The 13,373-nt window shown below is 70.1% G+C and carries 13 protein-coding genes and 1 pseudogene; 3 read left to right on the forward strand and 11 right to left on the reverse strand.

Features of this window, described 5'->3' with window-relative positions; translation table 11 throughout:
- Positions 1-48: 48 nt before the first annotated feature.
- From ABZ281_RS15485 to solA, 9 genes are all read right to left on the reverse strand, one after another.
- Positions 49-1,032, reverse strand: a complete 984-nt coding sequence (locus tag ABZ281_RS15485; RefSeq protein ID WP_356655737.1) for a D-2-hydroxyacid dehydrogenase — start codon at positions 1,030-1,032, stop codon at positions 49-51.
- 1 nt (position 1,033) lies between these two features.
- Positions 1,034-2,485 (reverse strand): NAD-dependent succinate-semialdehyde dehydrogenase, encoded by a 1,452-nt coding sequence (locus ABZ281_RS15490; protein WP_356655739.1) that lies wholly within the window; start codon positions 2,483-2,485, stop codon positions 1,034-1,036.
- A 42-nt stretch (positions 2,486-2,527) separates the two neighbouring features.
- Entirely contained in the window at positions 2,528-3,808 is a 1,281-nt protein-coding gene (locus ABZ281_RS15495) for an FAD-binding oxidoreductase (protein WP_356655741.1), read from the reverse strand.
- Between the two features lie 103 nt (positions 3,809-3,911).
- The gene (locus ABZ281_RS15500; protein WP_356655743.1) at positions 3,912-4,754 is read right to left on the reverse strand and encodes an ABC transporter permease; all 843 of its coding nucleotides are present in this window, start codon (positions 4,752-4,754) and stop codon (positions 3,912-3,914) included.
- Entirely contained in the window at positions 4,751-5,653 is a 903-nt protein-coding gene (locus ABZ281_RS15505) for an ABC transporter permease (protein WP_356655745.1), read from the reverse strand. The genes ABZ281_RS15500 and ABZ281_RS15505 overlap by 4 nt, the downstream gene beginning before the upstream one ends.
- 4 nt (positions 5,654-5,657) lie before the next feature.
- A complete protein-coding gene (locus tag ABZ281_RS15510; protein ID WP_356655747.1) occupies positions 5,658-6,824 on the reverse strand; it encodes an ABC transporter ATP-binding protein in 1,167 nt (388 codons plus the stop codon).
- The gene (locus ABZ281_RS15515) at positions 6,817-7,908 is read right to left on the reverse strand and encodes a polyamine ABC transporter substrate-binding protein (RefSeq protein ID WP_356655749.1); all 1,092 of its coding nucleotides are present in this window, start codon (positions 7,906-7,908) and stop codon (positions 6,817-6,819) included. Before ABZ281_RS15515 ends, ABZ281_RS15510 begins: the two co-directional genes overlap by 8 nt.
- 61 nt (positions 7,909-7,969) lie before the next feature.
- Positions 7,970-8,644, reverse strand: a complete 675-nt coding sequence (locus ABZ281_RS15520; RefSeq protein ID WP_356655751.1) for a haloacid dehalogenase type II — start codon at positions 8,642-8,644, stop codon at positions 7,970-7,972.
- 66 nt (positions 8,645-8,710) lie between these two features.
- Positions 8,711-9,844, reverse strand: a complete 1,134-nt coding sequence (gene solA / locus ABZ281_RS15525) for an N-methyl-L-tryptophan oxidase (RefSeq protein ID WP_356655753.1) — start codon at positions 9,842-9,844, stop codon at positions 8,711-8,713.
- Positions 9,845-10,117: 273 nt separating this feature from the next.
- Between solA and ABZ281_RS15530 the strand changes: the two genes are divergently transcribed.
- On the forward strand, positions 10,118-11,740 hold the full coding sequence (locus ABZ281_RS15530) for a PucR family transcriptional regulator ligand-binding domain-containing protein (RefSeq protein WP_356655755.1): 1,623 nt from the start codon (positions 10,118-10,120) through the stop codon (positions 11,738-11,740).
- 62 nt (positions 11,741-11,802) lie between these two features.
- Positions 11,803-12,405, forward strand: coding sequence for a 3'-5' exonuclease (locus ABZ281_RS15535; protein ID WP_356655757.1), 603 nt, complete (start codon positions 11,803-11,805; stop codon positions 12,403-12,405).
- A gap of 15 nt (positions 12,406-12,420) precedes the next feature.
- Here ABZ281_RS15535 and ABZ281_RS15540 read toward each other — a convergent pair whose 3' ends face one another.
- Positions 12,421-12,543: a hypothetical protein gene (locus ABZ281_RS15540; RefSeq protein WP_356655759.1), complete on the reverse strand. Its 123-nt coding sequence runs from the start codon at positions 12,541-12,543 to the stop codon at positions 12,421-12,423.
- Between ABZ281_RS15540 and ABZ281_RS15545 the strand changes: the two are divergent.
- Positions 12,533-12,938 (forward strand): annotated as a pseudogene (locus ABZ281_RS15545) (cyclic nucleotide-binding domain-containing protein); the annotation flags it as partial. The gene ABZ281_RS15540 and the pseudogene ABZ281_RS15545 sit on opposite strands and share 11 nt — an antisense overlap.
- Before the next feature lie 81 nt (positions 12,939-13,019).
- Here the strand turns inward: ABZ281_RS15545 and ABZ281_RS15550 are convergent.
- Positions 13,020-13,373: pyridoxamine 5'-phosphate oxidase family protein (locus tag ABZ281_RS15550; protein WP_356655761.1), on the reverse strand; the 354-nt coding region annotated here is incomplete at its 5' end.

The raw sequence follows: 13,373 nt of genomic DNA on the forward strand, positions 1-13,373 counted from the left end.
CGCCCCGGCTCGTGGAGTCCACGGGCCGGGGCGCCTGCTACTCGCCCTTCAGACGGGACGCGTCTCGTCGACCACGTAGCCCCGCCGCTTGTCCACGACGTTACGCAGAGGGCGGCCCTCGATGCGCCGGGTGAGGTTGTCGAGGAACACTTCGACGAGCGCCTCTCGCTCGCTGGTGGTCTCGCCCGCCGTGTGCGGGGAGATCATCACGCCGGGCATGTCCCACAGGGGGGACCGGGCCGACAGCGGTTCCTGGGCGAACACGTCCAGGGCGGCGCCGGCCAGGCGTCCGGCGACGAGGTGGTCGATGAGCGCCTCCTCGTCGACGAGTCCGCCCCGGCCCACGTTGATCAGTCGCGCCCCCGGCTTCATCGCGGCCAGCACGGGCGCGTCGACCATGCCCCGGGTGTCGTCGGTGAGGGGCGCGGCCAGGACGACGTAGTCCGCCTCGGCAAGAGCAGTGCGCAGCGTGGCGGAGTCGTGGACCGTACCGAAGTCGGGATCGTCCGTGCGGGCCTTGCGGCCGGCGCCGCAGACCCGCATCCCGACGGCGCGCAGCAGCCGGGCGATGGCCCGGCCGATCGGCCCGGTGCCCCAGACCAGCACGGTGCGTCCGGTGATGCCGTCACTGGGGCGCGGACGCCACTCACGGCGCTGCTGGTGCTCCCAGGTGCCGGGGAAGTCCTTGGCGAGGGCGAGGATCAGGCCCAGGACGTACTCGGCGGTCGGCTGGTCGTACACCCCTCGCGCGTTGGTGAGAACGACGCCCGGATCGTCCACCAGGGCCGGGAAGAGGAAGGAGTCCACGCCCGCTGAGGACGCGTGGACCCAACGGGGAGCCTTCTCCGGGTTGTCGGGCCAGGCTTCGCGGACGGCCGGGGTGATGGTCACCCAGGCTAGGAGGGCGTCGGCGCCGGGGAGGAGGTAGGGAAGTTCCTCCTCGGTGGCGTAGACGGTGTCCGCGAGCCGCTCGATGAGTCCGGTGGCGGGGGGCCGGTTGCCCCGGTACAGGACGACGAGGCGGTCGGGCATGTCAGGCTCCGGTGGGGATGGCGATGTATTTGTATTCGAGGAACTCGCCGATGCCGACGGTGCCGCCTTCGCGGCCGAGGCCGGACTGCTTGACGCCGCCGAAGGGGGCGGCGGGGTTGGAGACGAGGCCCGTGTTGAGGCCGATCATGCCGCTTTCGAGGCGTTCGGCGACGCGCAGGGCGCGGTCGAGGTTCTGGGTGAACAGGTAGGCGGCCAGGCCGAATTCGGTGTTGTTGGCGGCGGTGATGGCTTCGTCCTCGGTGGTGAAGGTGAGGAGGGCGGCGACGGGGCCGAAGACTTCGGTGTCGTTGATGGCCGCGTCGGGGGTGACGCCGGTCAGGACGGTGGGCGGGTAGAAGCTGCCGGGTCCGTTGGGCAGTTCGCCGCCGGTCAGGACGGTCGCGCCGCGTTTGACGGCGTCGCAGACGACGTCGTGGGCTTTGCTGCGGCCGGTGGTGTCGATGAGGGGGCCGACGTCGGTGGCGGGGTGGGTGCCGTCGCCGACCTTCAGGGCGGCCATGCGGGCGGCGAGGCGGGTGGCGAACGCCTCGGCGACCGAGTGGTGGACGTAGATGCGGTTGGCGGCGCAGCAGGATTCGCCCATGTTGCGCATCTTGGCGACCATGGTGCCTTCGACGGCGGTGTCGAGGTCGGCGTCGTCGAAGACGATGAGGGGGGCGTTGCCGCCCAGTTCCATGGACGTGCGGATGACGGTGTCGGCGCACTGGGCCAGCAGGATACGGCCGACCTGGGTGGAGCCGGTGAAGGAGAGTTTGCGGATCTGCCCGCCGCGCAGGAGCGGCTCGACGACACCGGCCGCGTCCGAGGTGACGACGACGTTCAGCACGCCCTCGGGCAGGCCCGCCTCGGTGAGGATCGCGGCGAGGGCGAGGCTGGTCAGGGGGGTCTGGGGGGCGGGTTTGAGGACGATGGTGCAGCCGGCCGCGAGGGCGGGGCCGATCTTGCGGGTGCCCATGGCCAGGGGGAAGTTCCACGGGGTGATGAGCAGGCAGGGGCCCACCGGCTGACGGGTGACCATCAGGCGGTTCTTGCCGTCGGGGGCGGTCATCATCCCGCCGTCGATACGGACGGCTTCCTCGGAGAACCAGCGGAAGAACTCGGCGCCGTAGGCGACCTCGGCCCGCGCCTCGGCCAGCGGCTTGCCCATCTCCAGGGTCATCAGCAGCGCGAGGTCCTCGGTGCGCGCGATGATCAGGTCATAGGCGCGGCGCAGGATCTCACTGCGCACCCGGGGCGGGGTCGCGGCCCAGGCCGGCTGCGCGGCGACCGCCGCCTCGACAGCACGGCGGCCGTCCGCGGGTGAGGCATCGGCGACTCGGCACAGCTCCTCACCGGTGGCCGGGTTGTCGACCGACAGCGTCCGGCCGGACTCCGCCTCCCGCCAACCACCACCGATGAACAGCTGCTTGGGAACATCACGGACAACAGTCATCTCGAGGTCTCCTTGTATGCGTAGAGGTTCGCTGCCGCACGGTCAGCGGATGCGGTCCAGCGTCTTGTAATAGGCGCCCGCGAAGGGCAGGAACCAGGCGGTGCCGTTGTAGAGGGGGATGCGGGGCGGGGCCAGGTCGCGCACCGGGCTGACCTCGGGGTGGCCGTCCATCACCTCGGCCATGACCTGCCCCATGTGCGTGGCCATCTGCACGCCGTGGCCCGCGTATCCCATGGAGTAGTACACGCCGTCGTCGGTCTGCCCGGCATGCACGATGCGGTCCATGGCGAAGCCGACGGAGCCGCCCCACACGTACTCGACCTTCGTCCGGGCGAGCTGGGGGAAGATCTCGCACATCTCACTGAACAGCACGGCCCCGCTCTTCTTGTCCGAGGTGGGGTCCGACGGTGCGAAGCGGGCACGGCCGCCGAACAGCAGACGGTTGTCCGGGGTCAGCCGGAAGTAGTGGCAGACCTGGTTGGAGTCGACGATGAGACGGGCCTTGGGGATGATCTCCCGGGCGAGTGCCTCGCCGAGCGGCTCGGTCACGATGATGAAGCTGCCCAGGCAGACCTGCTGGCGGCGCAGCCACGGGAAGTTGTTGTCGGTGTAGGCGTCGGTGGCCATCATGACCTGCCCCGCGCGGATCACACCGCGTTCGGTGCTGACCTCGAAACGGCCGGCGGCGGTACGCCGCACGCCGATGGCCGCGTTGCGCTCGTGGATCTCGACACCGGTGCGCTCGCAGGCCTCGGCCATGCCGCGCACGAAGCGGCCGACGTGCAGTGCGGCGCTGAACGGGTCGAGCAGGCCGCCGTGGTAGGCGTCCGATCCGATCTCGGAACGCAGCTCGGACTTGCTGACCAGTGTGGTCTCGTGGCCGAAGTACTTGGCCAGGTCCCGCTGTTGGGCCTTCTTGTTCTCGAAGTGCGCGGGGCGGGAGGCCACGCCGAGGCGTCCGACGCGGTTGAACTGGCAGTCGATGGACTCCTCGTTCACGAGCCGCTCGACGGTGTCCACGGCCTCGCCGTAGGAGTTGTAGATCTCGCGGGCCCGTTCGAGGCCGTACCGGCGGATGGCCTGGTTCACCCCGATGGTGAAGCCCAGGTTGGCCATGCCTCCGTTGCGCGCGGAGGCACCGGAGCCGATCTGCCCCTTCTCGAGGAGGGTGACGCGGGCGCCCTTGCGGGCGGAGTGCAGAGCGGTGGACAGACCCGTCAGGCCGGCGCCGACGACCACCAGGTCGGTGTCCTCGGTCAAAGGCTTGCCGGACCGGTCCGGGAACGCCCCGGCGGTTTCTATCCAGTAGGGAATCGTCTTCATTGCGGGTCTCCTGCGAGAATTTTTCGGGGGCGGCCGGGCGCCCGCTCGGGAGCCCGGCCGACGGCGCTGTCAGCGGGTGGCACGGCCCGTGCCGGCGCACGGCTCAGGTGAGGGGTTCCGTCGGGAGGAGGCCGCCTTGCTGGTTGCGGTGGCCGCCGAGTTTGCGGACGAGGGCGACCAGGGCGAGGGCGAGGATGGCCAGGGCGATGAGGACGGCGCTGACCGCGGTGACGGTCGGGTCGACATCGAACTGCAGGGCGTTGAAGACCAGCACCGGCAGGGTGCGGGTGTCCGGCGTCGACATGAACTGGGCGATGAAGAACTCGTCGAAACTGGTGATGAACGAGAACACCGATGCCGCGATGAGGCCGGGGGTGGCCAGGGGGAAGGTGACGCGGCGGGCGATGGTCATCCTGTTGGCGCCCATGCTGGCCGCGGCGTCTTCGAGCCGTTCGTCGATGCCCTTCAGGGTCGAGATCATGATGAGGATCGCGATCGGTGCCGCCAGTACGGTGTGGCCCAGGGCGATGGCCAGGGGGCTGCCGAGCATGCCGACGGGTTCGAAGAACAGGAACAGGCCGAGGGCGATGACGACTTGGGGGATGAGCAGGGGGGCCAGGACCAGGCCGTAGACGGCCGCGTGCAGGGGCAGCCGGCCGCGGGCCAGGGCGGTGGCGGCGGTGACGCCCAGGATCAGGGAGAACACCGTCGTCAGGGCGGCGACCAGGCTGGACAGGGCGATGGAGGTGGCCCAGTTGCCGCCGGGTGCGGCCATCTGCTCGTACCAGCGGGTGCTGTAGTCCTTCGGGGGGAAGGTGCCGATGCCGTCGGCGCCGAAGGAGGTGACCAGGATGATGACGATCGGCATGGCCAGGAACAGCAGGATGGCGGTGGCGCTCAGGACACGGCCGATGTGTCCGGCCCGGGTGGGAGGCAGTTCCATCATGAGCGGCTCCTTCGGGCGTGCGCCTTCTTGCGGCGGAGCTTGGCCAGGCCCAGTACGCCCAGGCCGGCGAAGGTGAGCAGGAGCAGGATGACGCCGAAGGCTGCGGCGGAGTTCCACTGGTCCTGCTTCATGACCTGCTGGTCGATCAGCGCCGCGACGACGGTCTGCTGGTCGCCGCCCATCAGAGCGGGCGTGATGTAGTAGCCCAGGCACAGGATGAAGCTCAGCAGGCCTGCCGTACCGACACCCGGCGCCACCAGGGGCAGGTAAACCCTGCGGAAGATGGTCAGACGGGAGGCGCCGAACCCGGCGGCCGCCGCGAGCAGCCGGCGGTCCACACCGCGCATCACACCCTGCAGGACCAACACGGTGTAGGGAAGCATCACCGAGGTGGTGCCGATGACGACACCGGTTTCGTTGTAGAGCAGCGAGTACGGCGCGCCCGGGACGTGCGCGGACGTCAACAGCGTGTTGATCAGGCCGTGTTCACCGAGCATGATGATCCAGCCGTAGGTGCGCACCAGGGCACTGATGAAGTGCGGTACGACCACGATCAGCATGGCCAGCGCGGCGAAGACGGGCCGCATCCGGGCGATGGCGTGCGCCAGGACGAAACCCACCAGCAGGCTCAGCACGGCCGTCTCAGCCGAGATGCGCAGGGTGGAGATCAGCACGGACAGGTTCACGCCGCTGAGGGCGTCGGTGTACCAGTGGAGGGTGAATCCGCCGGTGTCGCCCTTCAGGCTGAGGGAGAGCACCCCGATGATCGGGTAGACGAACAGCACCAGCAGGAACACCGTGACGGGGACGGCGTTGACCAACGCGATGCGGGAGCGATGCCCGCGCATGGCGGGTGTTTTCCCGCGCACCTTGCCGGGTGCGAGAGCGGTGCCGGCCACAAGCTCACCCCCCGTCCGAGGCGTCGAAGACACTGACGTCCGCACGATCGGCGGTGACGCACACGCGCTCGCCGGGGCGGGGCGGGGCGGCGGCGGTTTCGATCCGCAGCGGCGGCGTGCCCGGAGCCGCACCGTCCAGACGGACGGTGATGCGGGTGAGCGAGCCGACGTAGACGGCCGTCTCGACCGTGCCGGTACAACAGCCTTCCTCGGCACTGACCAGGCGCAGCTTGCCCGGCCGGACCGCTGCCCGGACCCGCTGCCCCGGAACACAGGAGTGCTCTCGGGCTGTGAGCACGCCGCCGGTCTCGAGGCGCACCCGGGTGCATCCGTCAGCGGCCGGCCCCTCGACCTTTCCGTTGAGGAAGTTGGCGGCGCCGAGGAAGTCGGCGACGAAGGGGGTGCGGGGGCGTCCGAACAGGCCGCGAGGCGTGTCGAACTGCTCGATGCGGCCGTCCTTCATGATGGCGATGCGGTCCGACATGACCAGCGCTTCCTCCTGGTCGTGCGTCACGTAGACGACCGTCAGTCCCAGTTCACGCTGGATGGACTTGATCTCGGTCTGCATCTGGTCGCGCAGCTTCTTGTCCAGCGCACCCAGCGGCTCGTCCATCAGGACGATCGGAGGCCGGTAGACCAGCACCCGGCACAGGGCGACACGCTGCTGCTGACCGCCGGAGAGCTCCCGGGGCTTGCGGCCGGCGAATTTCGACAGGCCCGCCGCCTCCAGGGTCTGGCCGACCCGGCGGCGGATCTCCGCCTTGGACACCCCGCGCAGCTGCAAGGGGAAGGCGACGTTCTCCTCGACGGTCATATGCGGGAAGAGCAGGTACTGCTGGAAGACGAAACCGAAGTCGCGCTTCCCCGGACTGAGTTCGGTGATGTCCCGGCCGTCGACGGTGATGCCGCCGGAGTCTGGTTCGGTGAACCCGGCCAGCATCATCAGGGTGGTGGTCTTGCCGGAGCCGGAGGAGCCGAGGAAGGTGACGAACTCGCCCGCCGCGATCTCCATGTCCACACCGTCGACCACCGTCGTCCCGCCGTAGGACTTGCGCAGCGCCGTCACCGACAGCGACTTGCCGGTCGGTGAGGAGGAGCGAGGCGCCAGGGCAGCGGCGAGGTCGTCGGCGGACAGCTTTCCGGCGGTCAGGCTCTGGGTCCGCTCAGGCATCCGCCCACTCCTGCCAGCGCTTGGTGACGGCGTCACGGTTCTTCTCCCACCAGGCGACATCGGCGTCGAACCCGGTCTTGAGGTTCTTCGGCGAGGTGGGCAGCGCGGCCAGAACGTCGTCCGAGAGCAGCTTCGTCGCCGCCGGCACGACCGGGCCGTGCGGGAAGAGCTTGGCGAACGCCGCCTGCACCTCGGGACGCAGCGAGAAGTCGATCAGCTTATAGGCCGCGTCGGTGTTGTCCGCGCCCTTGGGGATACCCCAGCCGTTGGTCATCCTGCGGGCGCCGTTCCACTGATAGGCGACCGGCTGCCCCTGCTTGATCAGCTCGTCCGCACGACCACCCCACAGGCTGGTCGCGACGACCTCCTTGCGGCCCAGCAGGACGGCCGGCAGGGCGCCGGTGTTCCAGAACTTCTTCACGTCACCGCGGATCCGCGACATCGCCTTGAAGGCCCGGTCCACATCCAGCGGGTACAGCTTGTCCAGCGGCACACCGTCGGCCAGCAGCGCGAACTCCAGCTCCGGCAGGTCCACTTCCGCGCTCTGCAGCGAGCGGGGGCCGCTGAAGGCGTCCGTGTTCCAGAAGTCGGCCCAGTTCTTCGGTACACGCTTGAGGCTGTCCGTACGGTAGGCCATCACGCTGGCCCAGACGTTCTTGCCGACCGCGTACTCCGGCAGGTTGTGCTCCGCGATGCCGGCACCGTCAATACTCTTCAGCCGGTCATGGTCGATGGGCTCCAGACACTCCTGTCCCACCATCTTCTGGAAGATCAGCAGTGAGTTGTCCATCAGGTCCACCTGTGGGCGGCCCTGCTTGACCTGGGCGATGATTTGCGCCGACTGGTAGTTGACCGTGGTGACCGTGATGCCGCTCTCCTTGGTGAACGGCTCGTAGATCGCCTTCGTCAGCGCGTCGTTGTACGTGCCACCGCTGTTGCTGACGACGAGCCGCTTCTTGCCGCCGCCCGAGCCGCGGCTTTCGCTGCTGCCCATGAGGGTGCCGCAGCCGGTCACCGCGGTGGCAGCGGCCAGAGCGCCTGCGGTGCGAAGTACGGTTCTGCGGCCTATCCGGTTGTCTTCCATGGCAGAGCCTCCTGAAGATCGCTGAAGATATGGGGAATCCGTGCGGGAGTGAGGGGTCGGGTCAGATGCCGAGCATGGTGTTGAGCTCGTCGAGCGACTTCACGGTCACGTAGTCGTAGCCCGGGGTCACGGGGTCGTAGCCGCGGTCCAGGAGGATGAGGTTGCGGAAGCCCATGTCGTGCATCGGCATCAGGTCGTAGCGGGTGTGCGAGGAGACGTGCACGAAGTCCTCGGGAGACGCGTCGAGCCGGTCGAGCATGTACTCGAAGGCGGCGTAGCGGGGCTTGTAGAAGCCGGCCTGCTCCGCGGTGTAGACCGCGTGGAAGTCCGCGCCGAGCCGGGGGACGCTCTCCGCGAGGAAGGAGTCGTCCGCGTTGGAGAAGATCACCAGCTTGTAGTGCTCGCCCATCTTCTTCAGCGGCTCCGGCACATCCGCGTGCGGGCCCCAGCTGCGCACGCCGTCGGCGAACCGCTTCCCGGCGTCGGGGGCGGCCTTCACACCCCAGCGGTGGCAGATCCGCTCGAAGGAGTCCTGCAGCACCTCCTCGTAGGCGTAGTACTCGCCGCGCACCTGGTCGTAGCGGTAACCGCGGAACTCCTTGACGAACTGGTCCCACTTCTCCGCCGGGATCTGGTCACCGACCAGCTCACGCGTGATGGGGGTGATCGGGTATTCGATCAGCGTGCCGTAGCAGTCGAACGAGACGTACTTCGGACGGAACGAGGGCTTGCTCATGAGAGTGCTCCACATGTGTTCGGGGAGAGTGGGTGCGGGGAGGACCGAAACGGGTTCGGTCGGCGCTCAGACGGTGGCGGCCGGCGCGAGGAAGCCGACGGGATGGTCCGTCGAGCCGTCGAGTGCCAGGTCGGCGGCGATCTCGCCCATGGCGGGCGAGAGTTTGAAGCCGCTGCCGGAGAAACCGGCCATGACGACGATGTCGTCCTCGCCGGGGAGATGGCCGACGAGCGGGTTTCCGGAGTCGGTGTAGCCCTCCATGTAGACCGACAGCCGGATGGGGTCCGGGTTCAGATCGGGCATCAGCTCGCCGATGAGCTCGCGGAAGGTGGCGAGTTCCTCCGGGCGGACCGTCCGGTCGAGCCGCTCGGGGTCGGGCACCGGCAGATAGCGTGCGAGGGACAGGCCCAGCTTGACGGAGATGCCGTCCGGCGACGGGAGTCCGTAGCAGTCGTGGGGTGTACTGCGGACGAAGGCGGGGCCGCCGCCCGCGAACCAGTCGTGGCGGGTGGGGATGTGCCAGGAGCTGATCAGCCGGCGGATGTCGACCGCGCGCGGCAGGCCGGGGAGCAGGGTGTTGATCCAGGGGCCCGCGGTCACCACCGCGGTGTCCACGTGGTCCGTGCCCTGGTCGGTGGTGATGTGCACCCCACCGCCTGCCGCGGGGGCGATCTCCCGCACCGGGGTGTAGCGGCGCAGTTGGGCGCCCAGTTGCTCGGCGCGGGTGGCGGCGGCCTGGATCGACGCCTCGGGCCGGATGATGGCGCCCATGCGGTCGAGGACGGCGGTGTGCCCGTCCGGGAGGCGGTGCTGCGGGTAGCGGCGGGCGAGTTCCTCCCGGTCCAGGACCTCATGGTCCAGCCCGTGGGTGGTGTTGGCGGCGAGCAGGAGGCGCATGGAGGGCGCCGTGGTCTCGCCCATCACGAGGCATCCGCTGCGGCGTCGCAGCGGGAGACCCGTTTCGCGCTGGAGCCTGGTCCACATCCGCTCCGCGAGCCCCAGCAGCGGAACGTAGCCGGGGTCGCCGAGGTGCACGGCCCGGAAGATGCGGGTCTCGCCTCCGGCGGCGCCGCGGTCGTGTCCCGGCGCGTACCGGTCGTATCCGATGACCTCGGCTCCGCGGGCGGCCAGTCGCCACATGGCCTGGCTGCCCATGCTGCCGGCGCCGATGACGGCGACGCGCTTCGGGGTGCGGCGCATGAAGTCGCTCCTTTCGCCAAGGGGTGGCAGTTGCGTCCCCAGCACCGGGCGGACACCGTGCGGACCATTCCGGCCCGTGCCCCGCTGGGGATGGCGTTCACTTTCGACCCGTGCGAACGTGCAGGTCAACCCACACTCTGTTCCACCTCGGGGCCTTCTCGAGACGGTCTGTCACGGCAGCGCCCACCCTTCGGAAAGTGCCGGCCCGCCTCTTGTCACCGCGAGGGGCCGGTGCGAAGGTGACCCCCGATCCCTCGGAAGAAAGCACCCCCTATGCCGCCCAGACCCCCCGTAAGCGGGCGTTTCCCCACCATCGCGGAGGTTCTTCGGCTGCCTGTGCTCACCGAAGGAATGCCGCGCGTTCTGGCCGGTGACTCACAGCTGCACCGTGCGGTGCGCTGGGTGCATGTCACCGAGCTGCTCAATCCGGCCGACTTCCTCGAGGGCGGCGAGCTGGTGCTGACGACCGGCATGCCATACCCGGAGGACCCCTCAAAGCTGCGGGACTACGTCGATCAACTCGCCGACGTGGGCGCGGCCGGGCTGATCGTGGAGCTCGGTCACCGCTACCGGAAAGTGCCCGAGGAGCTTGTGGCGGCCTGCCGTGCGCGCGACGTGCCGCTGGTCGAGCTGGCCCGCGGGGTCCGCTTCATCGACGTCACGCAGACGGTGCACGCGCTCATCCTGGACGCCCAGGGCGCACTGCTGCGCTATGGGAGGGATATCCAGGACATTTTCACCGCCCTGACGCTGCGGGGTGCGAGTCCTGAGGAGCTGGTGCACACCACCGCGGAGCTGACCGGGGCGCCGGTGGTACTGGAGGATCTCACCCACCGCGTCCTGATGTGTGAACTGCTCGGCCGGCCGTACGAGCCGGTCGTGTCGGCCTGGGCCCGGCGCTCCCGGGCCGCGCCGACCCTGGAGAGGCTCGCACCGAGCGGCCCGGAGGGGTGGCTGATCGCCCCGGTGCAGGACCATCACGGGCTGTGGGGGCGGCTGGTCCTGCTGGACAGCCGGCTGAACACCGAGCCCGATCCCGAACACGTCCTGGTCCTGGAGCGTGCGGCGGTCGCGCTGACCATGGCGCGTCTGGCCGGGCCGGCCTGGTGGGAGCGCCGGGCCCACCGCTCCGTCCTGCGGGACCTGTACGAACGGCGGTTCCGCTCCCCCGCCGACGCCCGCGCCCGCGCCGAGGCGCTGGGGTTGCCGGCGTTCGGGCACCGCCTCTTCGCCGTGGTCATCCGCCACACCCGGCACGGCGGCGAGGGCGAACAGCTCGACGAGCGGATCGCGAAGGCTCTGGCCCAGACGGGCGTCCGTGCCCTGGTCGGCGAGACGGCCACGGGCCGGATCGGTGTACTGCTCGCACTGGCACAGGCCAGCGCCTGGCAGCCGGTCGCCGAGCGCATCGGCCGTCTCGCCCGCGAGGAACTCGGCGAGGAGGCCGTCGTCGCCGTGGGCCCGGGGGTGACCGACCTCTCCGGGATCGCCCGGTCGTGGCTGGAGGCCGAGCAGACGGCCGAGGCCATCACCCCGGCGTCCCCGGAGCGGTGGTTCTACGTCCCCGCCGATGTCGAGCTGCCGGAGCTCTTGGGCGTCCTGCGCGAGGACACCCGCCTCCAGCGGTACGCGGAACGGCAACTGACCCGCCTCATCGAGCACGACGACCGCAACAGCGGCGACCTGCTGCCCGCGCTGCGCGCCTATCTGACGGCCGCCGGGAACAAGTCCGTCGCGGCGAAGCTGGCCGGCATGTCGCGGCAGGCCTACTACCAGCGTCTGCACACCATCGAGCGACTCCTCGGCTGCGACCTGGAATCGGGCCTGCAGCGCACGTCCCTGCACGTCGCGGTACTGGTCCTGGACGCGCGGGGAACGGCCGCACCCGGCACGTGACGGGCACGTCGGCATGCCTCACGGCAGTAGCCTGACGTCCACCGGTGCCCAAGGGAGACGTCTTGCGTACGTTCGTCGTGTTCGACCTCGAGTTCACGTCCTGGCAGGGGGCGCTGGAGCAGGACTGGGGGGCACCGGGGCAGCTCCGCGAGATCGTGCAGATCGGGGCGCTGCGGCTGCGCGAGGACTTCTCCGTCGCGGAGGAGTTCGAGGCACTGTTGCGGCCCGTGGTCAATCCGCGGCTGTCCGCGTACTTCACCGGCCTCACCGGCATCGACCAGGAGCGGGTGGACCGCGAGGGAGTCCCGCCGGCCGAGGCGCTGGGCGCCTTCCTGGGGTTCTGCCGGGGGCAGTCCGTACTGTCCTACGGCAACGACATGATCGTTCTCGGGGAGAACCTGGGCTGGGCGCGCGCCCGTGGGGAGAAGGTCGAGCACGGCTTCCTCCCCGCCCATTTCCTGAACATCCGCCCGTGGCTGAACGCCCTGGCACCGGCGACGGCGACGTCCAACGTCGGGCGGCTGTGGCAGGTGCTCGGCCTCCCCCGGCCCGCCCACGGGCAGGAACACTCGGCGCTCTTCGACTGCCGTTCCTTCGCCGCGGCCCTCGCGCACCTGTGCCACACGGGGGCAGCCCTGCCCCAGGGGTGCCTGCCGCGCCCCTGAGGGTGTATCCGCTCGTCACGGGCCGCGCTCGTCCGTGAGGAGCAGCCGGCACGTCTCTCCCGGCCGTATGCCGGTCGCACGGTCGGGCCGTGCGATCTCGATCGGCGGGAGGCCGGACGGCGGTACGGTGATCTCCACCGCCCGCTCGTCAGCCGCAGCCGGATGCCCCAGTGGCCCCGGTAGAGCGGGCACCCGCATCTTCGAGGGAGGGCGGCGCGCCGACCGGTTCTGGATCGTGCGGACCGGGACGGTCGCCCTCGACCTGCGTGTCCCCGGCCGGCGGGCGGCTGTCGTGGAGTCCCTGGGGCACGGGGAGCTGATCGGATGGGTCGTGGCACTTCCCGCCGCACGTGTGGCATCCGGGCGCGGAGGCGACGAGCCCGGTGCGGGCCTACGAGTTCGACGCGGAAGGGTACGGGCGATGTGCGCCGGGGACCCCGAGTTCGGCCGGGCGATCGCCGACTGGGTCGGCCGGGTCGGTCGCCCACCGGCTGCACGCCTCGCGGGTCCGGTTGCTCGACCTGCACGCCCCCCCTACGGCAGCGGAAGCCGGATGTGAGGGACGGACTGTCGGTCCGGTCCCGCTCCGTCCGCTGTCTGCGGGGCACCAGCGGTCAGGCCACCGTGATCCGGCGCCCGGTGACGGTGACGGGCTCGATACGCAGCCACAGTTCACGCCGGCCTCCTGCCCAGGGTGTACTGAAGGCCTGTTCTGCCAGACGGGCGACCTCGTCCGGATCCGTCACCGTCGTCGCGGGGCCCCGCACCAGCACGCTCCAGCCCTCGCTGAACGCCTCGTCGATGCGGTCGGCTTCGAAGGCGACCTGGTGGCCGTCCGCCTGTGCGGGGGTCGTGCCGGGCTCGGTGCGGAAGACGATCGAGCCGTCGACGACGCTGTAGTTGACCGGTAGGACGACCGGCCCGGAGGCCGTCGGCACGGCGAGGCGTCCCACTCCGTGGGTCGACAG

The sequence above is a fragment of the Streptomyces sp. NPDC006265 genome, from assembly GCF_040613555.1.
Classification (GTDB): domain Bacteria; phylum Actinomycetota; class Actinomycetes; order Streptomycetales; family Streptomycetaceae; genus Streptomyces.